Origin of the sequence: Paraburkholderia sp. HD33-4 (assembly GCF_021390635.1) — a bacterium.
GTDB lineage: Bacteria > Pseudomonadota > Gammaproteobacteria > Burkholderiales > Burkholderiaceae > Paraburkholderia.
Map to the genome: position 1 here is coordinate 310494 of NZ_JAJEJS010000002.1, position 22800 is coordinate 333293.

At 62.4% G+C, this 22800-nt stretch carries 20 protein-coding genes and 1 pseudogene; 11 read left to right on the forward strand and 10 right to left on the reverse strand.

The genetic code is table 11. The annotated features are described in order from the left end of the window. Positions 1-24: 24 nt before the first annotated feature. Positions 25-654, forward strand: coding sequence for a LysE family translocator (locus L0U84_RS21330; protein WP_233852465.1), 630 nt, complete (start codon positions 25-27; stop codon positions 652-654). Positions 655-925: 271 nt separating this feature from the next. On the opposite strand, the gene L0U84_RS21335 is transcribed toward L0U84_RS21330, so the two are convergent. From L0U84_RS21335 to L0U84_RS21360, 6 genes are all read right to left on the reverse strand, one after another. After that, positions 926-1726, reverse strand: a complete 801-nt coding sequence (locus tag L0U84_RS21335) for an SDR family oxidoreductase (protein ID WP_233852468.1) — start codon at positions 1724-1726, stop codon at positions 926-928. A 104-nt stretch (positions 1727-1830) separates the two neighbouring features. Beyond that, positions 1831-1986 (reverse strand): DUF3309 family protein, encoded by a 156-nt coding sequence (locus L0U84_RS21340; protein WP_233852470.1) that lies wholly within the window; start codon positions 1984-1986, stop codon positions 1831-1833. A gap of 228 nt (positions 1987-2214) precedes the next feature. Then, a complete protein-coding gene (locus L0U84_RS21345) occupies positions 2215-2421 on the reverse strand; it encodes a hypothetical protein (RefSeq protein WP_233852471.1) in 207 nt (68 codons plus the stop codon). Positions 2422-2767: 346 nt separating this feature from the next. Then, positions 2768-2986, reverse strand: a complete 219-nt coding sequence (locus L0U84_RS21350) for a hypothetical protein (protein ID WP_233852472.1) — start codon at positions 2984-2986, stop codon at positions 2768-2770. Between the two features lie 195 nt (positions 2987-3181). Further along, positions 3182-3481: a hypothetical protein gene (locus L0U84_RS21355; protein WP_233852473.1), complete on the reverse strand. Its 300-nt coding sequence runs from the start codon at positions 3479-3481 to the stop codon at positions 3182-3184. A gap of 88 nt (positions 3482-3569) precedes the next feature. Further along, positions 3570-3839, reverse strand: a complete 270-nt coding sequence (locus L0U84_RS21360) for a hypothetical protein (RefSeq protein WP_233852474.1) — start codon at positions 3837-3839, stop codon at positions 3570-3572. 433 nt (positions 3840-4272) lie between these two features. Here L0U84_RS21360 and L0U84_RS21365 point away from each other — a divergent pair, with 433 nt between their 5' ends. Then, a complete protein-coding gene (locus L0U84_RS21365) occupies positions 4273-6465 on the forward strand; it encodes a serine/threonine-protein kinase (protein ID WP_233852475.1) in 2193 nt (730 codons plus the stop codon). A 28-nt stretch (positions 6466-6493) separates the two neighbouring features. On the opposite strand, the gene L0U84_RS44230 is transcribed toward L0U84_RS21365, so the two are convergent. Next, on the reverse strand, positions 6494-7714 hold the full coding sequence (locus L0U84_RS44230) for a formylglycine-generating enzyme family protein (protein ID WP_442794080.1): 1221 nt from the start codon (positions 7712-7714) through the stop codon (positions 6494-6496). Next, a pseudogene (locus L0U84_RS44235) lies at positions 7703-8533 on the reverse strand (caspase family protein); the annotation flags it as partial. The pseudogene L0U84_RS44235 and the gene L0U84_RS44230, both read right to left, overlap by 12 nt. Positions 8534-8845: 312 nt before the next feature. Between L0U84_RS44235 and L0U84_RS21375 the strand changes: the two are divergent. From L0U84_RS21375 to L0U84_RS21415, 9 genes are all read left to right on the forward strand, one after another. Then, entirely contained in the window at positions 8846-9349 is a 504-nt protein-coding gene (locus tag L0U84_RS21375; RefSeq protein ID WP_233852478.1) for a DUF4399 domain-containing protein, read from the forward strand. Between the two features lie 46 nt (positions 9350-9395). Further along, complete coding sequence (locus L0U84_RS21380) at positions 9396-9833, forward strand: DUF4399 domain-containing protein (RefSeq protein WP_233852480.1); 438 nt, start codon at positions 9396-9398, stop codon at positions 9831-9833. Between the two features lie 252 nt (positions 9834-10085). Then, complete coding sequence (locus L0U84_RS21385; protein ID WP_233852482.1) at positions 10086-10370, forward strand: hypothetical protein; 285 nt, start codon at positions 10086-10088, stop codon at positions 10368-10370. A 344-nt stretch (positions 10371-10714) separates the two neighbouring features. Then, positions 10715-12091, forward strand: a complete 1377-nt coding sequence (locus L0U84_RS21390; protein WP_233856661.1) for an efflux transporter outer membrane subunit — start codon at positions 10715-10717, stop codon at positions 12089-12091. A gap of 239 nt (positions 12092-12330) precedes the next feature. Beyond that, the gene (locus L0U84_RS21395; protein ID WP_233852484.1) at positions 12331-14943 is read left to right on the forward strand and encodes an FHA domain-containing protein; all 2613 of its coding nucleotides are present in this window, start codon (positions 12331-12333) and stop codon (positions 14941-14943) included. Then, positions 14921-16294 carry an HlyD family efflux transporter periplasmic adaptor subunit gene (locus tag L0U84_RS21400; RefSeq protein ID WP_233852486.1) on the forward strand — a complete coding sequence of 458 codons (1374 nt, stop codon included), beginning with the start codon at positions 14921-14923 and terminating at the stop codon, positions 16292-16294. The genes L0U84_RS21395 and L0U84_RS21400 overlap by 23 nt, the downstream gene beginning before the upstream one ends. Before the next feature lie 37 nt (positions 16295-16331). Then, positions 16332-17084: a peptidylprolyl isomerase gene (locus L0U84_RS21405; protein ID WP_233852488.1), complete on the forward strand. Its 753-nt coding sequence runs from the start codon at positions 16332-16334 to the stop codon at positions 17082-17084. 39 nt (positions 17085-17123) lie between these two features. Then, positions 17124-20192: a peptidase domain-containing ABC transporter gene (locus L0U84_RS21410; protein ID WP_233852490.1), complete on the forward strand. Its 3069-nt coding sequence runs from the start codon at positions 17124-17126 to the stop codon at positions 20190-20192. Further along, a complete protein-coding gene (locus L0U84_RS21415) occupies positions 20189-21544 on the forward strand; it encodes a sigma-54 interaction domain-containing protein (protein WP_129961884.1) in 1356 nt (451 codons plus the stop codon). Before L0U84_RS21410 ends, L0U84_RS21415 begins: the two co-directional genes overlap by 4 nt. Positions 21545-21611: 67 nt before the next feature. Here the strand turns inward: L0U84_RS21415 and L0U84_RS21420 are convergent, their stop codons facing one another. Together L0U84_RS21420 and L0U84_RS21425 are read right to left on the reverse strand one after the other, a co-directional pair. Then, positions 21612-22382 (reverse strand): PP2C family protein-serine/threonine phosphatase, encoded by a 771-nt coding sequence (locus L0U84_RS21420; protein ID WP_233852492.1) that lies wholly within the window; start codon positions 22380-22382, stop codon positions 21612-21614. Between the two features lie 5 nt (positions 22383-22387). Next, positions 22388-22675, reverse strand: coding sequence for a hypothetical protein (locus tag L0U84_RS21425; RefSeq protein ID WP_233852494.1), 288 nt, complete (start codon positions 22673-22675; stop codon positions 22388-22390). Positions 22676-22800: the final 125 nt, after the last annotated feature.

The window sequence follows — 22800 nt, forward strand, 5'->3', positions numbered from 1 at the left end:
CCTCTTTTGCCCGCTGATTTGCCAATGCCGATCCAGTTGTACGTTTCGTTTCTTTTCGCCGCCGCCGTGCTCGTTTATTCGCCCGGTCCAGTCAATGTTCTAACGATGAGCCAGGCGCTCAGCGCCGGATGGCGCGCGGCATTGCCCTGTGTGTGGGGCGGCACCTGCGCGGTATTGCTGCAGCTTGCCTTTACCGCACTGTGTCTGAATTCGTTGTTGCTGATCGATGAGCGCGCGCTCATCGTGTTGCGCTGGGCCGGCGCGATTTATCTGGTTTATCTGGGCTTCAAGCAATGGAGGAGCGGCACGTTCGCGACTTCGCCGGTTCTCCCCGATAGCACCGGACAACGCGGGTTGTTCTGGCGCGGCTTCGCGACGTCGGGCCTGAATCCGAAAACGCTATTGTTCTTTCCGTCCTTCTTTCCACAGTTCATTAGTACTTCGTCGAACGAAGCGCATTGGTCGGCCAATCATCAGTACCTTTTGCTGGCCGGTACTTTTGCGCTGATCTTCGCGTTGGGCGTCGCATCGACGGCAATCTTCTCGCACCGTCTGCGCAAGGTTCTGCAGCGGCCGACGCGACTGCGCATCGTGAATCGTCTGATGGGGAGCCTGCTGGTGGGAATGGGCGCACTGATGGCGGCGGTACGCTGACAATGAAACTTGCCGCATACCGCCGCCACGGGAACAACGTCACCCTTATCGTCTGTACCGCGGGATATCAATGGAAAATGAGGTACAGGATGACCAGTACGATCAACGGAACGCCAAGCAGCCAGCCAAGTAGGTAAGGCATGATGTCATCTCCTTTCGTATTGAAGTTGGAATACGCAGGAGTTTCAGCAGGCAGCGTGCCCGGGTCGGAAAGGCGCTACGCTGCGACGCGGTACTTCGACGGCAACGAGGACGCCCCACGTAGCGGGCTTTAGCCGTTATCCGAAAAGCCCGGATACAAGGTCATTCCGCCATCGACGAACAGCGTCGTGCCCACCACATAATCACTTTCATCGGAAGCAAGCCAGAGCGCCGCCTTGCCGATATCTTCGACGGCGCCGATACGTCCGTAGGGAATCAACCTCAGGAGCTGGTCGAGTGCGGCTTGCGAATCCCACGCGTCTCGATTGATCGGCGTGCGGATCGCGCCCGGTGCAATCGAATTGACGCGAATGCGCTCGGGCGCGACTTCCTGCGCCAGCGATTTCATGAACATCTGAAGGCCGCCTTTCGACGCGGCATAATTGACGTGCCCCGGCCACGGAATGACTTCGTGAACGGAACTCATGCAAATGATCTTGCCGAGCGCTTTCGATACGGTCGACGGGCCGCGTCGGCGGAATTCTTTTACCGCGGCCTGGCACGTCAGAAACTGGCCGGTCAGATTCGTCGACATCACGAGTTGCCAATCATGGAGCGTCATGTCGGCGAATGGGCTGTCCTTCTGCAGTCCGGCATTCGCGACCACGATATCGACGCCGCCAAAGCGCGCGCGACTCGCATCGAAGAGGTTCGCGACCTGAGCGGGATCCGACACGTCCGCCTGGATCGCGATTGCCGATCCACCGGCCTGTTCGATTTCGTCGGCCAGCTTGTCATCGGGTCCCGCGTGCGAATGATAATTGAGCACGACCGCCGCGCCAGCATCCGCGAGCGCTTTGGCGACGCCATAGCCGATTCCCGAACTCGCACCGGTGATCAGCGCGACCTGATTGGCCAGTAACTTTTCCATTGCGTGCTCCGGCAACGTCGAAAAAGCGATGCCGCCGCCTACCGACGCGCGACATCGCGCGGATAGACGGCGGCCCGCCTGGTGTTCCAGTCCACTATGCGGGTCTATATCACGCCGGTAACCAGCAGAACGATAATCACGATCAGTACGACGCCGAGTCCACCGGTCGGACCATAGCCCCATGATCGGCTGTGTGGCCACGCCGGAAAAGCGCCGATCAGCAGCAGAATCAGCACGATTAGAAGAATGGTTCCTAGCATGGTATGACCTCCGCCTGTTGAGAGAAGCCTGCTTTATCGATGTTGGCCACAAGGCCGCAGGGTAATCCCTAGGGAGCAAACCATGTGCCCAAGGCCGATCCTTTAATCGGATCACAAGGGCGGCGCGCACGGCATGCGGAGATTCGCGAGGCAATTAAAACGGCACCTGTCGCGCTCAAAACTCGAGCAGGGGTGCCGTTTTTCCAATTGCGGACACGGTCGCGCGTCCTATAGATAAGTTCCGCTGATGCGGCCTTCGAAGATCGCGGTGTTGATGTCCCAATCGTCGACCGTACCCGTGCCGCCACCGTCCACCGTGACGACTACCGAGCGGCCGCCACGCAGCGTCTTCATCTGTTCGGCGCTCAGCGTTTTCTCGTCGGATGGGTCGCCCGCGCCGGGCGCCAGGTCCTTGATGATCACAGTGGCTTTCATGGCATTTCTCCTTGACGTGGAAAGGCGAGCACAGTGCGCCGCCCGCCTCGATTTCTGCAAGGCTTATGCCAATGTGATGGAACGTGAGCCGAAAAATGGAGCGGGGGCCGCGATGCGAAGCCTGGCAAGGATCCGTGCAATTGCCGCGTTGAATCGCAGTGAACACGATCGCGATCGCGAGTCGAAGTGTCCGCGCGCGTCCCACGAATCGTACGCGAATGGTTGGGGCGCGGCGCAGCGTCGCGCGCGGCGGACTCAGGCGAGCAACACCCGATCGGAAGCGCAAACAGAAACGGCACGCTCTACTTGCGCGTGCCGTGGTGGCGCAACGCTCCGCGAGGCGGTGCTAGCGGCGTTGCCGTTTGCGCGGCGTGGCAGCTTCCGCGATACGCAGATGCGCGGCTGGAAAGCCCGGCGGGTACTCGACGACGCGCGTCGCGGCCGGCACCAGCGGCGCGGCGAGACTCGAGCGCGCGCCCACACGGGCGCCGCCGATGATCGCGGCCATCGCCTCGCGGTCCAGTTCGACGCTTTCGGTCAGATCCTTGATGCTCAGCTTGGCCATGACGGCTCCAGAAAAACGCTCAGGCGGCCAGACCCGATCGGGTTCCGGCCGCCGTGCTTGGAATGTGTTCGTTGCGTCGTTCGTTGTACTGAGGTATCAACGCACTATAAGTATAGGAAATCCGTTCGCGGCGCGCATGGCCGTGATGTTGCCGCGGCAGTGACGGAACCCCCGGTCCCTCGCTGCTGCCCCGGCTTACACGGCGGAGTAGTTAGCGCCCGCCAGAATGGGGGCGACGTCCAGCTTCGGCAACACGACGCCGGGGCCGATCGAACCGATGTTATTGAACGCTGCGACGTTGACGATCTGCTGCTGAGCCAGATTCTGTTCGACATTGACGTTGACGTTGACGTTGGCGATGCCGGCAAGGCTGCCGAGACCACCAGGTCCGGAAGGCATGGGCACGTTGCTACCGGTGCCGCCGGCGATCCCGGACATCGCCCGGCGGTCGAGTTCGCGCGTGCCGGACAGATCGCGAATCATGAGGGATGACATGGCGTTTCTCCTTAAACATACGGAAAGCGGACGTGAATGGCATGCGGCGAAGCGGCCCGCGCTAGCGGGCGCCTCGCCGCGCCACGCATTAGTGGCCGTTGCTGTTGCTCGACACGATATACGGGCTGAGGTTCGAGTCGATGCCTTCGGAGAACGCAACGTTGTTGCCGTTGGCGTTCTGGAAGTTCAGTTCGTTGCTGATCAGTTGCGTGGTGGTGCTGTTCTTGACGCTCGTCGGCGCATAGACCGGAGCGAAGCTGTAGTACTGGCTCGGGCCATATCCGCCGCGTACGGCTTGCATGGCTTTGCTGTCGAGTTGTTCGGTGACGGACAGGTCTTTGATCATCAGCGTTTTCATGGTGAGTCTCCTGAAAGAAGTGTTCGCAGTGTTGCGAGTGGTTTCGAGCAATTCGTCTGCTCGGACATCACTAACGCACAGGCTGTGCCAGCTTTAGTCAAGGATCCTGAAGATATCGGCGAACCCTTGTCGCATAAGGCGTTTGCGCGCGGGTCGGTCACCGCGCCCGGTAGCTTCACGCGGGTTGCGGCGCGCCGAGCGGTGGCGGCAGACCGACATTGCGGCATGCGCTGTTGGATCTCGCACGACATCGCGCGGCCGAGGATGCGGCGTGGCGCGGGGCTCATGCGTGGTTTGTCGGGTTTGCGTAAGCGCGGACCGGGAGCTAGTATCGAAACGGCACATGTAACTGGATACGAAAGGTTTTCTATCGACCCGCGTGGCGTCGGTCGCATGCGACACGGTCCAGCGGCAACGGCGGTGCTTCGCACAAATGGCTAGCCTTGCGCGTGTGATTCTCGACTTCCAGAGCGGCGAGCTGTCGCGTGACGAGTTCGTCGCTAAGCTCGACAGCGCGTTGGCGACCGAGCAACTCGGTCCGACGCGGCTGCTGGAGATGCTGTACGCCACGCATAATCAGTCGCCGTTGCCCGACGATCTCTATCTGGAAGTGCGCAGGCGCATCGAGTTGTTGCGCGTGTCGAACGTCGCGGCGGGCGGCGAGGAAACCGGCATCCAGACCACGGTCGATCTACCGTCGCTGCGTTCGTCGAGCGCGGGAAGCCTCGGGAGTGCGGGCACCGCGAGCGCTGCCGGAAGCGCCGCGCCCGAGACCATCAAAGGCATCGGCGATACGCTGAATAACCGCTTCGTGCTCGAAGAGTGCCTCGGCGTGGGCGGCATGGGCACCGTGTACAAGGCGCTCGATCTGCGCAAGCTCGAAGCGTCAGATCGCAAGCCGTATCTCGCGATCAAGGTGCTGAACGTCCAGTTCCGCGGCAATCCGAATTCGCTGGTCGCGTTGCAGCGCGAGGCACGCAAGGCGCAGGTACTCGCGCATCGCAACATCATCACCGTCTACGATTTCGACCGCGACGGACCAATCGTCTATCTGACGATGGAGTACCTGAGCGGCAAACCCTTGAGCCAGCTGCTGCGCACCCCTGGCTATCAGGGCATGCCGGTCCGGGCCGCGCTGCCAATCGTGCGGGGCATGTGCGCGGCGCTCGCGTATGCGCACGAGCGCGGCTTCGTCCATTGCGACTTCAAACCCGCGAACGTATTTCTGACCACGAACGCCGAAGTGAAAGTGATCGACTTCGGCATCGCGCGCGTCTTCCAGCGGCCGGAAGAGGAGAGCGACGCGACGGTGTTCGATCCCGGCAGTCTCGGCGCGTTGACGCCGGCCTATGCGAGCCCGGAGATGATCGAGCATCGCGAGCCGGATCCGCGCGACGATATCTACGCGCTTGGCTGCATCACGTACGAGTTGCTGACCGGACATCATCCGTTCGATCGCCTGTCGGCCACCCAGGCCCGCAATGCCGATTTCAAGCCGCAGCGGCCGCCGAATCTCGATACGCGGCAATGGCGCGCATTGCGCGCCGCGTTGTCGTTCGATCGCAATACGCGGATGCCGAGCGTGGTGCGCTTTATCGCCGAGTTCGACAATGAAGCGCGCGCGGAGAAGTCCGGAACGCTCGCGTGGGTCGGGCTCGCAGGTCTCGCTGTCGTGTGCGCGGTCACGGTGGGCGTGTTCGCTTTTCGTTCGGGGCCCGGCCGGCAGCAAGCCGAGCAATCCGAGGCGTCGGGATCGCAGGGCGATCAGGTCGATCGGGCGGGCGGGGCGTCCGCTGTCGCGCCTTCGACGAGCATCGCGCAGACGGCGCCGGCTTCGGCCGGCGCGAATATAGGAAGCGCTGCGCCCGGTGGTGCGGCAGTCACCGCAACCCCGGCACCGCAGGTTTCGTCGCCGCCTGCGCCTGCGCCCGCGCCGAAGCCCGCGTTGACACTCGCCGCGATCACGCCCGCGCTTGCCCAGGTGCCGTGTTCGGCTTTGTCGGGCGCGGTGCAGGACCACGCATTGACGGTACGCGGTTTCGTGTCGCAGCGATACGGTGCCGCGCGTCTGAAGGAGACGTTGGCGGCGCTGCCGGGCGTCGACACGGTTTCGCTCGACGTGCGGCCGCTCGCCGACGATAAATGCGACGTCGTCAAAACGCTCTCGCCGTATATGGTGCGCAACTGGCAGGCGGGGCGCGTGACGTCGCTGCAGATGCGTCCGCCGAGCGGTTTGCTGACCGAGAACGACTCGCTAGTGGTCGACCTGAAAGCGCCCCCGTTCGATTCCTTTGCGACCGTCGACTACTACCAGCTAGACGGCCACGTCGTGCACATGGTGCCCAGTCATCTGTGGCCGGACAACCAGATGCAGTCGAACGGCGGTCCGTACACGATCGGCAGCAATGCGGGCGATTGGATCGTGTCGAAGCCGTTCGGCTCTGAGATGGTGGTGCTGGTGGTTACGCCGGTGCCGCTGTTCGACAAGCTGCGCCCGGTAAGCGAAGCGCGCGCCGATTATCTGCGCGCGCTCGAAACGCGGCTGAAGCAGATCGGCGGTCAATACGGGCAGGATCGCCTGTTGGCGGACTTCGCGCCGATTACGACCAGACCCGCCAAGCCGTGATCAGTCGCAGAGCCGATCGAAGCGGCCCTCAGTGCAGATCTTTGACCACGCGAAAACCGTTCTGCGATTGACGCACGCCCGCGCTGTATTTGAAGCGCGTCGCGCTGAGCATGTAGTCGCCGCCTTCGCGCCATGAGCCGCCGCGAATCGCGCGCATCTCGCAGCCCGGCGAGTCCCACGCGTGGCCGTCGACGGGCGCGCCCTGATAGGTGTTGTGCCAGCAGTCCGCGGTCCATTCCCAGACGCCGCCGTTCATGTCGTACAAGCCGAGCGGATTCGCGGCGAACGTGCCGACGTTTTCCGGTCCTTCCTTGTGCCACGGATCGCCGCAGTCCTTGCAATTGGCGTTGCCCTTGCGCATCTGCTCGCCCCACCAGTACGCGGTCGTGGTGCCGGCGCGGTCCGCGTATTCCCATTCGGCTTCGGTCGGCAGACGGTACGATTTGCCGGTCGTTTTGGCGAGCCATTTGACGTACTGCTGCGCATCGTCCCAGCTGAGATCGCGCGCGGGTGCGCTCTTGTTGCTATTGCTCTCCGGCGTCAGCTTCTGGCAGGCGTTGGCGGCGACGCACGCGTTCCATTGCTCGACCGTCACCGGGAACTTACCGATCGCGAAAGGCGCGCCAATGCTCACGTGATGCACGGGCCGTTCCGACGGGTCGTCGGTATTGCTGCCCATTGCGAACATGCCGGCGGGTACCGCGACCATGATCGGACAGGTCGGGCAGTCACGGATTTCACCGGCCGTCGGCGGATGGGCGACGGTCTTTTGCGCGAGTGGCGCTACAGCGGCGACGGTGGGCGGCGTTGGCGATGGCGCGGCTGCGGGGCGCGGCGGTGGCGGGGCGGCCGCGCTGGCTTGCGCCGCGGGATGCGCGACCTGGGCAGGCGGCGCGGGTGGCGCGGCGTGACTGCTCTGCGCCGCGGGCGCGGCTGGCGGCGCAGCCGGCGCGGCACTCACCGCGGGAGCCGATGCCGCCGCGCGCAATCGATCGATACGCGCATGCGCGAGTGTGGCGAAGCGGCCATTCGGATAGGCCTTCAGATAAGCCTCGTAATCGGCCGGGTAGTTGCTGTCCTTGATCGAGTCCCAGAACGTGATTTCGTATTGTTCGCCGCTTTCCTTGGGCATGATGCCGCGACTGCGCGGCGTGATGGCGCGATCGTCTGACGTATTCGACGACTCGATGGCGGTTTCGCCACTCGTGGAAATAGAAGAGCGCGCGACAGAGAGCCACGGTTGCTGCATTCCGCGTGTGGCGGTGAGCACCTCGCCGGCGACATGTTGGAACAGCGCGGCGAGCGATCGGGACGATGCGTCGGCATCATCGAGCGCTTGCAGCAAGGCACCGGTATAGACGCCATGCCGCGGACCGTCCGCCGCGAAACCGCCCGGTGCGGTTGCATAGGCGATCACGGTGTTGGCAGCGGTATTCGGTTGATCGATCGCAATCGCGGCGGGTGTAAACGGATTATCGAGGCACGTATCGAGAATCACGAGATTGAGCCGGCCCGCGCGAGCCGATTGCATCGCCTGCAAAACGGTATTCAGATCGATGCCGTCATTCAGTAGCGACACCGGCGCCCTCGCGTCGGCTCGCGCATTCAGTCCCGCCGGCAGAAGCAGCGTTTGTGCGCCGATCTGCATGCCGTGCCCGGCGAAGTAGAACAGTCCGACATCGCCTGTTTGCAAACGTCGTTGAAATTCGTCGATCGCCGCGCGCATTTGCGGCGGCGTAGCATTCGTGCGCAGGACGACTTCGAAACCGCGCGCACCCAGGGCCGCGCCGATCGATTCGGCGTCGCGCGGCGCGTTAGCGCGGATCGGGTTCGCGGCGTCGCCGTATTCGCCATTTCCGATCACGAGCGCGACACGCCGCGAATGGGTGTCGGCGCGTGACGAAGCAAACGGTGACAGGAGCCAAGCGGGGTCCGCCGGCTGCCCCTGATTACTCGTCACCCAAGCCGCGCTCGGCTCGATGCTCTGACGTTGCGTCGCGGCACCGGCACTGTCCCACTGCGCCTGGATTGCCCCAACCATGCACACCAGCAGGAATCGTCGCCACATCTTTTATATCCTGTTTGTACCGGACAGAGTTCAGGCGGTCGTGCACCACACTCGCGCTGCCTGCGCTCTTCATTAACGATAGCACGCGCTTTGCGTCACAACTGTCCGGGAGTCCTTAACGCGTCATACGGTTAACGAGCATTGCGTATCTTTTTGGCAAGTTACGTCCTAAGCTGATTCACAAAGTCACGTCACACGGTCGTTTTAACTAGGTGGATGTCTGCCGGTTTCAACCCGCGACATGCCGCTCGAACACCCGGAAGGCCATCGATAGCCGGGCCCAGCCATGACTCCTGTTAGGGAGAGTGCGCTATGCGAAGAACCCGTGTTCCCTTTCTTTTCGGCAGTCGTCATCCGGCGCTGGCGCATCGCGGCGGATTGCGCGCGGCGGTGTGCGCGACGCTCGTCGCGCTCTGCCTCGGTATCGGCACTGGCGGCGTCGCGCGCGCCGAGCAGACGCCGTCTCCACCGGGGGCCGAGGAGTACATCATCTGGCCGCCGGATGGCGCGGTGATTCACGGTGGCAAGCTGTGGGTGCGCATGGGGCTGCGCAATATGGGCGTGTGTCCGAAGGGCATCGCGTTTCCGAATACCGGCCACCATCACCTGCTGATCGACACGGATCTGCCCGCGCTCGATCAGGAGATCCCATCGGATCGCCAGCACCTGCATTTCGGCGCCGGCGAAACCGACGCGCGCATCGAGTTGCCGCCCGGCAAGCACACGCTGCAGCTGATTCTCGGCGACCATAATCACGTGCCGCACAACCCGCCCGTGTATTCGAAGAAGATCACGATCACCGTGCTAAAAGACTAACGCGATCCGTTCGTTTGAACTGGTCAAGCCGGAACGGAGTGTCCTGATGAACAAGATCATTGCGGCCGCGGCATTCGTCGCAGCGGCGCTGGTGGCATCGAGCGCGCCGCAAAGCGCGTGGGCAGCGACGCCGTCGCCGCCCAACGCATACGCGTACATCGGCTATCCGAACGATGGCCAGGTGGTGCCCGCCAACAAGCCCTTTCGCGTGTGGTTCGGCCTGCGTTTCATGGGTGTCGCGCCGAAAGGCGTGAAGTATCCGAACACCGGCCACCACCATCTTCTGATCGATACCGAGCTGCCGCCGATGGATCAGGAGATACCCTCGGATCGCCATCATTTGCATTTCGGCGCGGGCGAGACGGAAACGATGATCCAATTGCCGCCCGGCAAGCATACGTTGCAGCTGTTGATGGGCGACGACATGCATATGCCGCACAACCCGCCGGTCTATTCGAAGAAGATCACGGTGATCGCGCGCTGACTGTCATCGCGCAGCCAACAACGTCGCGCACGCTGTTGGCTGCCATCCACCATTTACGAGTCTCGCTCTGGTGGTTCTTTGCGACCGAAGGGCGGGTGCGGTCTTCCAGTCCTTTGCTATCAGGCCTCCAGCACGCGAAAGACGAAAGCGCAGCACTCCTGGCATAGCCTATGCGTCAGTAGCGCCCGAGCAGACAAGTTGCTCGAATCCCGACGCACGACGATGCGCTTACCCATTCCCAGGAGATTTGCCATGAACACGCTGATGATCAAGGACCTGTCCAACACCGAACAACTCGATAGCAAGGCGATGAGCGCCGTGCGCGGCGGCAACAGCTACTACAGCCCGTTCCCCTCGTACGTCAGCTATGCGCCAGTCTATGCGCCGACCAGCATCAAGAACGTCACCACGACGCAGATGATCAACACACAGATGGACATCCAGAGCGCGAACGGCAACAACTCGGCGCTGGTCTACGGCACGACGACCTACATCGAACCGACCGTGTACTCGAGCAACGTCAACAACGTGAAGTGAGCGCCGCACACGCGGCCCGCGTGGCCGCGTGTGCGTGCCCCAACCGGCGAGTCGCTCAAAAAGACCGCCCATTCAATCGTCCTTTCCACGCATCCTTCGCGTGTCCGCCGCTCCCCGCATCGACTTTTCCGCCGCTTCACTGCTGAAGCCGCGCGGAAGCGGCTCGGCCTGAAACCGGGCATTTCGCGCGAAACAGGCGGGTGCAACTGGAGATCATCGTGTCAGCATTGCCGGAATCGTCGCTCGATCTGTCGTGTGATTCGCCGGACCTTCAGCGGGTTTGCGCCGCACCCACCGCGCCACGCCGCATCGGCCGTGTACTGCGCGGCATCGGCGCGGCCGCGATGTGCGCATTGGTGTTGAGTGCGTGCGTCGACGTCAGGATGCCGGCATATCAACGCCCGGACACGCCGGCCAAGACATCATGGTCGGATCGCCAGGGCGCACCGGTATCGGCTGCGCAGACGATCGAGCGCGACTGGTGGAAGGGCTTTCAGGACCCGTATCTGGATACGCTGATCGACAAGGCGATCGACGGCAACTTCGATATCCGGGTGCTAGCCGCGCGCATCGAAGTTGCGCACACGCAGATCAGCGAGACAGGCGCGGCGGCATTGCCGACGGCGGACCTCGGTGCCGGCGTCGACTACACGAAGACGACTGGCCAGCCTTTCTCGAAGACGTACAACCTCGCGGTGCAGGTGAACTGGGACATCGACATCTGGGGCAAGGTCGAAAAAGGCGTGCAGGCGCAAAAGGCCGAATTCCACGCAACCGAGGCGGATTGGCGCGCAGGGTATCTCGAACTCGTCGCGAACGTGGCCAGTACCTATTTCCAGATCCTGCAATTCGACGACCAGATTGCACAGCAGCAAAAGACCATCGCGACGAACCGGCAAATCCTGACGATCTACGAAGGCCAGGCGCGCAACGGACTCGTGCCGCAAACGCAGGTGCTGCGCCAGCAGGCGGAGATCAACCGGCTCACCAACGATCTGTATGATCTGCGCCGCTCGCGGGCGGTCTCCGACAACGCGCTATGCACGTTGCTCGGCGTGCCGGCCGGCGATTTCCATGTGCCGCAGGGCCATTTGCAGGAGCGCGTGAAATTGCCGAGCGTGCCCGATGGTTTGCCCGCGCAATTGCTGTCGCGCCGCCCCGACGTGGTGGCGGCCGAGTTCAGGGTGCTCGAGGCCTATGATCTCGTCGGTCAGTCGAAGCTCGCGCAATTGCCGAGCATCGGCCTGACAGCCCAGGGCGGCACGGCAAGTTACGCGCTCAACCAGTTGCTGAAGTCGTTCACGTTCGGCCTGATGCCGAGCATCAACTTTCCGCTGTTCGATCCTGGCGTGCGCGCGCATGTGAAGGTGACCGAGGCGCAATCGAAAGTCGCCGAGCAGCAATATCGCGTGGCGGTGATGGGGGCATTCGAGGAAGTGGAGAACGCGCTCGTCAATCTGAGTGCACACAAGGCGGAGCACGAGGAATTGCAGCAGCAGGTGTCGCGCCTGCAGATCGTCGCGGATCAGCTCCAGTCGCAACTGCATCTTGGCGTGGTGTCGCAGCTCGAGGTGTTCGAAGACGAGCGGACCTTGCTGGAGGCGCAGCAGGCGTTGCTGCAAAACCATCAACTGATTCTGTCGGACACGGTAACGCTTTACAAGGCGCTCGGCGGCGGTTGGCCAAGCATCGACGTGCAGGCGCAGGTCAAAGAGAAGTAACGAAGCGTTGAGCTAATCCACGAGTTGGCGTACCACGAGGATATTTCGTCGGCTGACGACTTATCCGCTGTCTTCTCATCCGGCGATATCCAAATTGACACTCTCGATGCGTGGCTTACAATCCTTTAGGGGTCAGCGTTTGCGTGGCTCTTCACGACAACATCGTTGCGCCGTTGTTCTTCGTCCCGTTCGCCCCGCGTCTTTGCCGCGGCGGGTAAACGCTTAGTGATCCGGATAAAATGGCCACCGGCGAAGCTCCGATTGCTGAAATGCGCGCGAGCGTGGACGCTGCCTTCGACGTGGTGTTGTCACCCGTTGCGTGCGCGCAGCGCCCCGCGCTCGACTCCATTCGCATCGTCGACAACCTGTTCGCCATCGGCCGCAGCGAAGCGCCGTTCAACGACTATCCCGCTCAATGGACCGCCGGTCTCTCGCGCCGGCATGCGCGTGTTTTCATCGAGCATGGCGCGATTTATGTCGCCGACCTCGGCAGCAAGAACGGCACGGCGGTCAACGGCATCGCGGTGCGGCAAACGCCCGCACGTGTGCGCTCCGGCGATGAACTCTGCTTTGGCGGCGAGTTGCGCTATCGCGTCGGCATCGAACCGCGCGCGCGCATCGTCGCGGGTGGAAGCGCTTCTGCCCTCACTCATCTATTGCTGGTGCCGCAGCGCGATGACCTGGGTCTGCAACCGGTCGACGTGCTGGCTTTTCCGTTTCTGGTCAGCAAAACGGACGAGATTTTCTCGCGCTATAAAGACCGGTATCCGCACCAGGTCAATTACATTTCGCGGCGCCATGCGCACCTGTTTCTGAAGGGCGGCGAGCTCTATGTCGAGGATCTCGGCAGCACCAACGGAACGTTCGTGAATGGACAGCGGCTCGGCGAGTCGGCGCTCGCGCTGGTGGAGGGCGACGTCGTTGCATTTGGCGGCGACCACTTCGTCTACAGGGTGTCGCTACAGAATTGCGCCGATGTCGAACCCACCGTGACCCAGCTTTCTCTTCATCCCGCGGCCGACAGTGCCGCCGATGCCGACAAGACGACCTTCGTCGGCGCGGCGCACTCGTTTCTCGACATCTTCTGCGTCGATCCGGCGCTGCAACGGGAAGACGAAGTGAATGAGGCGGCGCAGCCGGGCTCCGCGCGCGCGAAGCGCGATGGAGCAGGGACGGCGGGTGGCGCGCAGGGCGCAAAGGGCGCGCAGGCGGTGCATTCCGCGGACGCGAAAGACGGCGCGAGTGACAGAAGCGGCAAAGGCAAAGGCGCGGCAAGAAGCAAGCCGCGGCGCTGGAAGATGGTCGCCGGCGAACTGCACAAGGCGTTCGCGGACGGCGAGCGCACCAATGTGCGGCGCGCGGCGGCATGGGGCGGCGCGGGTGTCGCCATCGTGGTCGCGCTTGGCGTGGGCCTCTATCTGCACGGTTCATCGGAACGCGAGTTGAGGAGCCTGCTCGCGAGCGGTGATTACTCGAACGCCTTCACGGTGGCGCGCGGCTATCTGGCCACCCATCCGGCGGACACGAAAATCAGCGCGCTCGCGAGCGAGGCGTTGTTGAAAGCGAACTTGCCGGGCTGGATCGAAGCCGTGCAAAAAGCGCAGTTCGACCAGGCCGACGCGCTGCTGAAGAACATCAAGGCAATGAGCGGGAATAACGCCGATGCCGCATCGCTCGTCGGCGAGTTGCAATGGCTCGGCGATCTCGAGCGCTTCGTCGCGGCGCGCGGCGGCGTCGACGCCCCGATCCGCATGTATACGGACGAAGCGACGATCAACGATCTGCTGCACCGCTGGGACGACGACGCGGCGAGCCATCAGCGCGCGCTCGACCGGATTGCGAGCTACGTCCCTGTCTTCGCGGAGCCCTATGCACACGCGCTTAGCCATCTGCGCAAGCTCGAAAGCGACGATTCGGTGTACGTCGCCGCGATCGACCGCCTCAATGGCGTAATTCAAACCGAACTCTCGCGCGACAAACCCGACGCGCTGCCGCCGGTACTCGACGATTACGCGCAGCGTTATCCACGGCTCGCGGGTCTCGATAGAGTGCGCGACGATTTGCGCCAATACACCGCGTTGTTGAATACCGCGTTGAGCCGTCAATTGACGTCATTGCTCGCGATGATGAAAACGGTGCGCTTCAGCACACCGCCTTTTCAGGCGCAATTCCAGCAGTTTGCTGCTACGCGTTTGCCGTCGGCAGACATCGTGCGACGTCAGGACGAGGTCGATGCCGCATGGCGGCGCGGCGACGCGCAGCAGGCGCTGAACGATTTGCAGTCGATGCCGGCGAGCCCGTGGTCCGACGTGCTCGCGGCAGAAGCGACGCACAAGAAGGCGTTGTCCGATCAATACAACGATCTGCAGAAAACCCGGGGCACGAAAGATTACGACCAGCGTCTGCTGGCGTTTTACGCGAGCCTCGATCCGCAAACCGACGTGTGGTTCGTGCAGGCGATCCAGAAAGACGTCGCCGCATTGCATGATCAGGCACTCGCGCACGCGCAAGATCTGTTGCTGCGCGCGCAAAGCCTGTGGAAAGAGTACCGCGCGAATGGCCCGATCGGTGGCACGCAGCGGCTCGAAGCCGGCATCTCGCCGGGCTTCCGGAGCGAGGCGCGTTTGCTCAGCGACGCGCAAACGGCGGCACGGCAGGGCATGCGTATCTATACGCAGCTAAAGGCCGATCATCCCGCCGACTTCGATCGCCTGCTTGCGGATATCGAAGCCGAAGCGAGTTTGCAGCGGCGCTCGTTGACCGAGTTGCGCATGGTGCTGGACCCGGGGCTCCTGAAAGCGAAGCTCGCGTTGATTGGAGGCGATCAGAGTGAAACGCGACCCTCACCCTAAACCGTTGTCGCAGGCGCTCGAAGATCATAGCGTCGAAGGCATCGCGATTCTGACGTCCGAGCCGGTGCGGATTGCGCGCGCGCTGATCTGGGCGATGGTCGCGCTCGTCGTGTCGGGTTTGCTGTGGTCGTTCGTCGGCCGTGCGGATGTGATCGTCAGCGCGCCCGGCACGTTGTCGCCGGAATCGGAAGTGCGGCGCATCTATACGCCGATCGACGGCGAGCTCGCGGATCTGTATATCGCCGAGGGACAGCCGGTGTCGAAAGGCGACGTGCTCGCGCGGCTCAATGCGCGCGGCGCGATCGAGGCGGCGAGCAATGCATTGCAAGCACAGGTGAAACTCGAAGACGCCGAACGCGAATGGAAGCAGTTTCCGGAGAAGAAGGCGTTGATGGAACGCAAGGCCGCGTCGTTGAAGGCGCAACTCGAAGTCGAGGAGCGCTTGCACGAGAACCGCGTTTCAGAAGGCACGACGAAGCTCGCCGAGGGGCAGAAGGCCGAACTCGACGAAGCGCGCAGCTCGCTCGACAACGCGCGGCGAGCGCGCGAAGCGGCGAATCAGGAACTCGATCGCTATTCGCGGCTGTTCGCGCAGCCGGGCGGCGGTGGTATTGCCGAATTGCAGGTCGAGCAGAAACGCACGGCCGCGCTCGAGGCCGATAACGCTTACCGTGTCGCACAGTCGAAGCTGGCCGAGCTTGACTTTCGTCTGAGCCATGAATACGCGCAGGCGAATGCGCAACTCGCGACGAGCGGCCAGCAAAGCACCGATCTGCAGCTGCAATATGATCAGGCGGTGCGCGATGTCACCGATGCGGAAGACAAGCTGCGCGTGCAACTGCAGAGCGCGCGCCTCGAAGCCGATGCCGCCGCGCGGGTGCGTTTCGAGAACATCGATAAAGACAATTTTCTGCTGATTCTCGCGCCGGTTTCGGGCGTGATTACGGACGTCACGTCCACGCAGCGCGGCGACAAGATCCAGGCGAATGCGCCCCTCGGCGGCATTGCGCCAAAAGACGCGCGGCCCGTGCTGAAGATCGAAATCTCCGAACGCGACCGCGCCTTTCTGCACGTGGGCCTGCCCGTCAAATTGAAGTTCAACGCGTTTCCTTATCAGCGCTATGGCTTGATCAGCGGCACGCTAGCGTATATCTCACCGGCCACGAAGCCGTCCGCGCAGGACAAGCAACCGGTCTACGAGGGCCGCGTCACGCTCGACAAGGACTACTACCAGGTGGCCGGCACGCGTTATCCACTGCGTTACGGCATGACCGCCAATGCGGAAATCGTCGTGCGTGAGCGGCGTCTGATCGATCTCGGTCTCGATCCGTTCAGAGAGGTGGCGGGTTGAGCTCGCGAATCAAACATCCACGAAAGGAGCCGGGAAAATGACCGCGATAGTGCGTATCGATGAAGAAGTCGTGGACGTGGACGAGTTCATTCGTCTTCTGAAACTGACCGGCCAGTTCGAGAGCCTGATCGAGCAGATCGTGCGCGACAAGCTTACCGTCCATGCGGCGAAGAAGCAGGGCATCACCGTCAGCGCCGACGAAATCCAGCAACGCGCCGACCAGTTTCGCCGCGTGCGCGGTCTGCATCGCGCGGCGGACATGAATCATTATCTCGACGCGCTGCACGTGAGCCTCGACGAATTCGAGGTGTTCATTACCGACGGGCTCTATCAGGAGAAGATGCTCGACGAGATTGGCAACGAGGCGGCGATCGATGACTACTTTGCGTTGAATTCACCGAAGTTCGACGCGATCGAGGTCAGCCATATCGTGCTCGACAGCGAAGGCAAGGCGAAGGAAATGATCTCGTACCTGCACGACGACCCCGACGCCTTCGCCGAGATGGCGCGCGAGCATTCGATTGCGGATACGCGCGAGTCGGGCGGCGTGATCGGCAAAGTGCTGCGCGGTTCGCTGAAGCCCGATATCGAGGCGAAGATCTTCAACGCGGCGGTCGGCGATCTGCTTGGGCCGTTTCCTTCGGCCGACCGTACGTGTTTCGAGATCTTCGCGGTGACGGCCAAATACCCGGCCACGCTCGATGCCGACGTGGCCACCGAAATCCGCCGTTTGCTGCGCGAGAGCTGGTTGATCGCCCGCGCCCAGGAACACGTGATCGAAGCACGCTAGTGCCCGACCAGCGCCCGATAAAGCGAGGCTCACCGATACATGGACGCTCCCCAGACCGCGCCATCCGCGCCTTCCACCGCCGAGTTTCTCGCGTCGGTGGAGATCCTGTCGCCGTTCTCGCGCGACGAAATCGAGCGGCTTGCCGAATATGCGCAGGCAAAGTTCTATTCGTTCGGCGAAACGGTGTGCTCGGCTGGAGAAGTGGCCGAGGGTCTCTATGTGATCCGCTCAGGCACGGTGCGTATCTTTACCGAGGAGCACGGCAAGGAAACCAGCATGGGCGTGCGCAAGTCGGGGGAGATATTTGCCGACATTGCGATGTTGCGCTCGTATGTCCACGAAGCGTCGGTCAGGTCGTCGGGCAAGACCGAATTGCTGTTCATTCCGCGCAGCGCGATCGAACCTGTGATGGCGGGCAACGCCGCCGCGTTGGCGTTCGTCGCCAGCTATGTCGCGATCAATTCGGCCGGAGGCTTCGTCGCGCAACTGTTCGATCTGCGCGGCAAGCTGAACAAGGCGGAACTCGAAGAGTACGTGCGCAGCGTCGGCGCGAAGCGGGTCGCTGCCGGCAAGGAGATTCTGAAACAGGACGGGCGCGACGACAGGCGGCTTTATGTGGTGCGGCAAGGCCAGGTCCGCATCGTGCGGCAGGAGGAGGGCCACGACTACACCCTCGCGACGCTCGGCGAAGGCGAGATCTTCGGCGAGAAGGCGTGCCTGATGCGTCAGGAGCAGATGGCGTCGGTCGTCGCGACCACCGACACGCGGCTGCTGGTCATCCCCGAGCGCACCGTTCACTTCATTCTCGAACGCAATCCGAAACTGCGAGAAGTACTCGACGAGCGCATTCGCTACGGCGACCGCGAACTGCAGCGGCAAAAGCGGCTCGAACAGCGGCGCAAGCTGCCGTTGATGCTCGATCTGCAGAGCAAGCCGGAACTCGGCGAGAAGATCATCCGGCGTTTCGCGCTCGTCGAGCAGGCCGAGGAGATGGATTGCGGCGCCGCGTGTCTCGCGATGATCTGCCGCCATTACGGCATTCCGATGACGCTCGGCAAGTTGCGCGAACTCGCGAACGTGACGACGCAGGGCGCGACGCTCGACAGCCTGGCGCGCGCGGGCGAGTCGCTCGGCTTCACGACACGCGGCGTGCAATGCACGTTCGATTCGCTGCGCGGCTTCGATCTGCCGTTCATCGTGCATTGGGAAGGCTATCACTATGTGATCGTGTACGGGCTGTCGAAAGAGTATGTGTGGGTGGCGGACCCGGCACTCGGGTTCAGAAAGCTGAGCGTCGAAGACTTCGAACGGGGCTGGAGCGGCACCTGTTTATTGTTTACCGGCGGATCGCAGTTGCTGCAGATGTCGGCTGCGCGCTCGCCGTGGATTCGCTTTGTCGGCTATCTGAAGCCATACCGCAAGATACTCGGCTATCTGTTTCTGGCGACCTTCGTGATCCAGGTGCTCGGCGTGATTCCACCGCTGATCATTCAGAACATTCTCGACGGCGTGATCGTGCATCAGAACGTCAGTCTGCTGCATATGCTGATCGGCGGGCTCATCATCTCCAACATCTTCACGCAATTGATGTCGACGATTCGCGCGTATCTGGCGAACTTCATGGTCCGCAACATGGACTTCGCGATGATGTCGCAGTTTTTCAAGCATACGTTGTCGCTGCCGTTTTCGTTTTTCGCGAAGCGCAAGACCGGCGATATCTTTGCGCGCTTTCAGGAGAATCAGACGATCCGCGCGTTCCTGACCGAATCCACCGTCACGACCGCGCTGAATCTGCTGATGATCTTCATCTACTTCACGATCATGTTCGTGTACAACGTGAAGATGACGCTGGTGTTGATCGCGTTCGTGATTCCGATCATGGGACTCACGGTGATCGCGACGCCGAAGATCAAGGGCTACGCCCGCGAGGTGTTCACGGCGTCGACCGAGGCGAAGTCGTTCCTGATGGAGGCGCTCTCCGGCGTCGAGACCGTCAAGGGCATGGGCATCGAACGGCCGGTGCGGCTGCGCTGGGAGAAGAAATACGCGAAGGCGCTCGAATTGCAGTATCGCGCGCACGCATTCAATATTCTGGTCAGCTTTGGCAGTCAATTGCTGAATGCGGCCACGACGATTGCGATTCTTTGGGTCGGCGCGAATCTGGTCCTCGCGCGGGAATTGACGATCGGTCAGCTGATCGCATTCAATGCGTTCATGGGCAGCGTACTGAGTCCGCTGATGGGTCTCGTCGGCTTGTGGAGCATGCTCAACGATGCGGGTGTCGCGATGGAACGGCTCGGCGACGTGCTCGATATCGAGCCCGAGCAGAAGCCGCAGGATTTGCCTTCGCGCGTGATGCTGCCGGAACTGCAAGGCGAAATCAGCCTGCAGGGCGTGTATTTCCGCTATGGCGAAGACGATTCCGCTTATGTGCTGGAGAACATCAGCTTCGATATCAAGCCCGGCGAACTGGTCGCGATCGTCGGGCGCAGCGGGTCGGGCAAGACCACGCTCGCGAAGCTGCTGGTCGGCTTCTACCAGCCGAGCGAAGGGAAAATGACGATCGACGGCTATGACTCCGGCGTGATCGACAAGGCTTATTTCCGTGCGCAGATCGGCTACGTGATGCAAAGCAATCTGCTGTTCTCGGGCACGATCGCCGAGAACATCGCGAGCGGCGACGACGCGCCGGAGCGCCGCCGTATCGAGGAAGTCGCGAAAATGGCCGACGCGCACGGTTTCATCAGCAAGATGCCGCTCGGCTATGAACAGATCGTCGGCGAGCGCGGCATCGGCTTGTCGGGTGGTCAGATCCAGCGTTTGTGCATTGCGCGCGCGTTGTATCACGATCCGCGTCTGCTCGTGTTCGACGAGGCGACTTCGGCGCTCGACTCGCAATCGGAAAGCAATATTCTCGGCAATATGCACGACATCCTGAAGGGCCGCACGGCGGTGATCATCGCGCATCGGCTCAGCACGATCATGCGCGCGGACAAGATTCTCGTGCTTTATGAAGGCGCGATCGTCGAACAGGGCCGTCACGAGGAACTGATCCAGCGCGGCGGCATGTACTATCAGCTCGTGCAGAAACAGTTGAGTGCATCATGATGAAGATACTCGACCAGGTTGAAGAGGCGAGTCCCGCGATATCGTACGCGGGACTGATCGAGCGGATCGAGATCCTGCGCTCCACGCTGCGCTGGTCGTCGCGGCTCGAACGCGCCGATATCGACAAGCTGCTGAGGCAGGCCACGTCGCTGCGCGACGAAGTGATGCAGCTTTCGCACAAAGAGCGCTTCGTGCAGGCGGCCACCGCGGGCGAGCCGCAAACGAGCGTAGAGCAATCGCGCGGTGCGCGCCGCAAGGCGCTGCTCGAACGCAGTTTCATTTTCGAGGGCACGTTCGGCGACAATCCGCGCTTGCTCGAATCGCTCGAAATCGCGGAAAAGGCGGCGCCAACCGATTTGCCGGTACTGATCGACGGAGAAAGCGGCACCGGCAAGGAACTGATGGCGAAAGTGATTCACGCGAACGGCGCGCGTGCGGACAAGCCGTTCATTTCGGTGAACTGCGGCGCGATTCCGGACAATCTGCTCGAATCGGAACTGTTCGGGCATCGCAAAGGCGCATTCACCGGCGCGTCGAACGACCGCAAGGGCAAATTCGAAAGCGCGCATACGGGCACGATCTTTCTCGACGAAATCGGCGAGTTGCCGCTGGCTGGCCAGGTCAAGCTGCTGCGTGTGCTCGAAGCGCACGAGATTCAACGGGTCGGCTCCGACGAAACGATCGCGGTCGATACGCGCATCGTCGCGGCGACCAATCGCAATCTGCGCAAGCTCAGCGAGGAAGGCCGGTTTCGCGAGGATCTGTTCTACCGGCTCAGCGTGATTCACGTGACCCTTCCGCCGCTGCGCGAACGGCGCGACGAAATTCCGCTGCTGATAGCGTGGTTCGGCGACGAGGCGGCGGGCACGCTGAAACGCCGGCCGGTCAGATTGACGCCGCGTTTGCGGGACTTTCTGTTGAGCTACGCGTATCCGGGCAACATTCGTGAATTGCGCAACGTGATGTACCGCATTTCATGTCTGGCTGCGGATATGGCCGACGTCGAGCATTTGCCGCTCGATATGCGACCCGCCGCACCCGGTTCCGCGGCGGCGCAGGCCGATGGCGGGCAGGCGAGCGGCGAGCAGCCGATCAGCGTCGCGAATCTGATGTCGTTGAGCGACGCAAAGCGAGCGGCCAGCGACGACGCCGAAAAAGCGTTCCTCGAACGCGGACTGCGTGAAGTCAGCGGGACCGTCGCCGAACTGGCGCGGCGCATCGATATGAATCGCTCGCACTTGCAGATGCTGCTGAAAAAGCACGGGCTGCACTCGAAGGATTTCCGTAATCGCAATGCCCCGCCCACGAAAAACGGCGCGAACGAACGCGACGACGAAGACGACGAGGGCTGAGTGAAAGTTCACTGAGGGCTCACGGAAGGTACAGGGAAGACTCAGTGAAGCGCGCGCCTGAAGACCTTCAAGGCGCCGGATTCAGCAAGGTCTTGTCCGCCGCATTCGGGTCCTGCGCTTCGACGACCACCGCGGTGATGTTGTCGCGCCCGCCACGCGCGAGCGCGAGGTCGACGAGTTCGCAACATGCGTTTTCGCGTTCCGCCGAGGTCAGCACGTCGGCGATCTCGGCGTCGCTCAGTTCGTTGCTGAGACCATCGCTGCACAACAGGAACACGTCGCCGTCGGCGACCTCGATCGCGTCGTCGTCGAGTTCGAGCTGATCCGTTGCACCGACCGCGCGCGTGATCATGTGATGCGCCGGATGATGGCGCGCCTCTTCCTCGGTGAGGACGCCGAGCGAGCGTAGTTCTTCGACCTGGCTGTGATCGCGCGTCAGTTGCCGCAAGTGTCCATCGCGGTAGAGGTAGATGCGGCTGTCGCCGGCCCACACGTAGCCGCAGAAGCGATCGCAGGCGAGCAGCACGACCACGGTGCTGCCGATGCGCTGCACCTGGCGACGCGCGGCTTCGTCGCGCAATTGACGGTTCGCGGTTTGCAGACGCGCGCGTACATCGGCGATCAGCATTCTGAGGCCGCGAGGGGCCGCCAGTTGAGTCAACGCGTCGATCACGGTGCGGCTCGCGACATCGCCGACCGCGTGCCCGCCCATTCCATCGGCGACGGCCCAGCGTCCGGCTTCGGGCTCGTCGAGGCAGGCGTCTTCGTTGATTTCGCGTACCCGTCCCGCGTCGGAACGCGCGGACGAGGTCCAGCGAAATTGGCTCTCGCAGGTCACAACGGCTACACCATATCGTTTCGGTTGCGGGCGTCCGGAGACACGGTGAGGGTCGCGTTCGCGCCGGTGTTGCGCACGTCGACCGACTGGAACTGGTTGATCATCTGGTTAGCATAGAAGTTGTTGGAGACCTCGTACAGATTGACCACCGGACCAATGCTCGGCGTTTGCGGCACGTAAGGCTGAATCCAGCCATAGATCCACGGGGCGCCGCCGCCGCCGCGAATCGCAGCCATCGCTTTGCGATCGAGCGCGAGGTTCAACGAGAGGTCATTCAATTTGATGCAGGACATGTCGTTCTCCGGTTGGCCGCGTGCGCAATGCGCGCGGCTGAATGGACTCTGTGCCAGATGGTGCAAAGCCCATGCCAATGGGGGGCGGATTCGACGCGAAGCCCGCGGCGCGTTGACTGGCGCGC

Excerpts from the sequence above, each read along its gene's own strand:
- L0U84_RS21330 (WP_233852465.1), top strand. The coding sequence starts at position 25 with ATGCCGATCCAGTTGTACGTTTCGTTTCTTTTCGCCGCCGCCGTGCTC.
- L0U84_RS21335 (WP_233852468.1), bottom strand. The coding sequence starts at position 1,726 with ATGGAAAAGTTACTGGCCAATCAGGTCGCGCTGATCACCGGTGCGAGT.
- L0U84_RS21340 (WP_233852470.1), bottom strand. The coding sequence starts at position 1,986 with ATGCTAGGAACCATTCTTCTAATCGTGCTGATTCTGCTGCTGATCGGC.
- L0U84_RS21345 (WP_233852471.1), bottom strand. The coding sequence starts at position 2,421 with ATGAAAGCCACTGTGATCATCAAGGACCTGGCGCCCGGCGCGGGCGAC.
- L0U84_RS21350 (WP_233852472.1), bottom strand. The coding sequence starts at position 2,986 with ATGGCCAAGCTGAGCATCAAGGATCTGACCGAAAGCGTCGAACTGGAC.
- L0U84_RS21355 (WP_233852473.1), bottom strand. The coding sequence starts at position 3,481 with ATGTCATCCCTCATGATTCGCGATCTGTCCGGCACGCGCGAACTCGAC.
- L0U84_RS21360 (WP_233852474.1), bottom strand. The coding sequence starts at position 3,839 with ATGAAAACGCTGATGATCAAAGACCTGTCCGTCACCGAACAACTCGAC.
- L0U84_RS21365 (WP_233852475.1), top strand. The coding sequence starts at position 4,273 with ATGGCTAGCCTTGCGCGTGTGATTCTCGACTTCCAGAGCGGCGAGCTG.
- L0U84_RS44230 (WP_442794080.1), bottom strand. The coding sequence starts at position 7,714 with ATGCAGCAACCGTGGCTCTCTGTCGCGCGCTCTTCTATTTCCACGAGT.
- L0U84_RS21375 (WP_233852478.1), top strand. The coding sequence starts at position 8,846 with ATGCGAAGAACCCGTGTTCCCTTTCTTTTCGGCAGTCGTCATCCGGCG.
- L0U84_RS21380 (WP_233852480.1), top strand. The coding sequence starts at position 9,396 with ATGAACAAGATCATTGCGGCCGCGGCATTCGTCGCAGCGGCGCTGGTG.
- L0U84_RS21385 (WP_233852482.1), top strand. The coding sequence starts at position 10,086 with ATGAACACGCTGATGATCAAGGACCTGTCCAACACCGAACAACTCGAT.
- L0U84_RS21390 (WP_233856661.1), top strand. The coding sequence starts at position 10,715 with ATGTGCGCATTGGTGTTGAGTGCGTGCGTCGACGTCAGGATGCCGGCA.
- L0U84_RS21395 (WP_233852484.1), top strand. The coding sequence starts at position 12,331 with ATGGCCACCGGCGAAGCTCCGATTGCTGAAATGCGCGCGAGCGTGGAC.
- L0U84_RS21405 (WP_233852488.1), top strand. The coding sequence starts at position 16,332 with ATGACCGCGATAGTGCGTATCGATGAAGAAGTCGTGGACGTGGACGAG.
- L0U84_RS21410 (WP_233852490.1), top strand. The coding sequence starts at position 17,124 with ATGGACGCTCCCCAGACCGCGCCATCCGCGCCTTCCACCGCCGAGTTT.
- L0U84_RS21415 (WP_129961884.1), top strand. The coding sequence starts at position 20,189 with ATGATGAAGATACTCGACCAGGTTGAAGAGGCGAGTCCCGCGATATCG.
- L0U84_RS21425 (WP_233852494.1), bottom strand. The coding sequence starts at position 22,675 with ATGTCCTGCATCAAATTGAATGACCTCTCGTTGAACCTCGCGCTCGAT.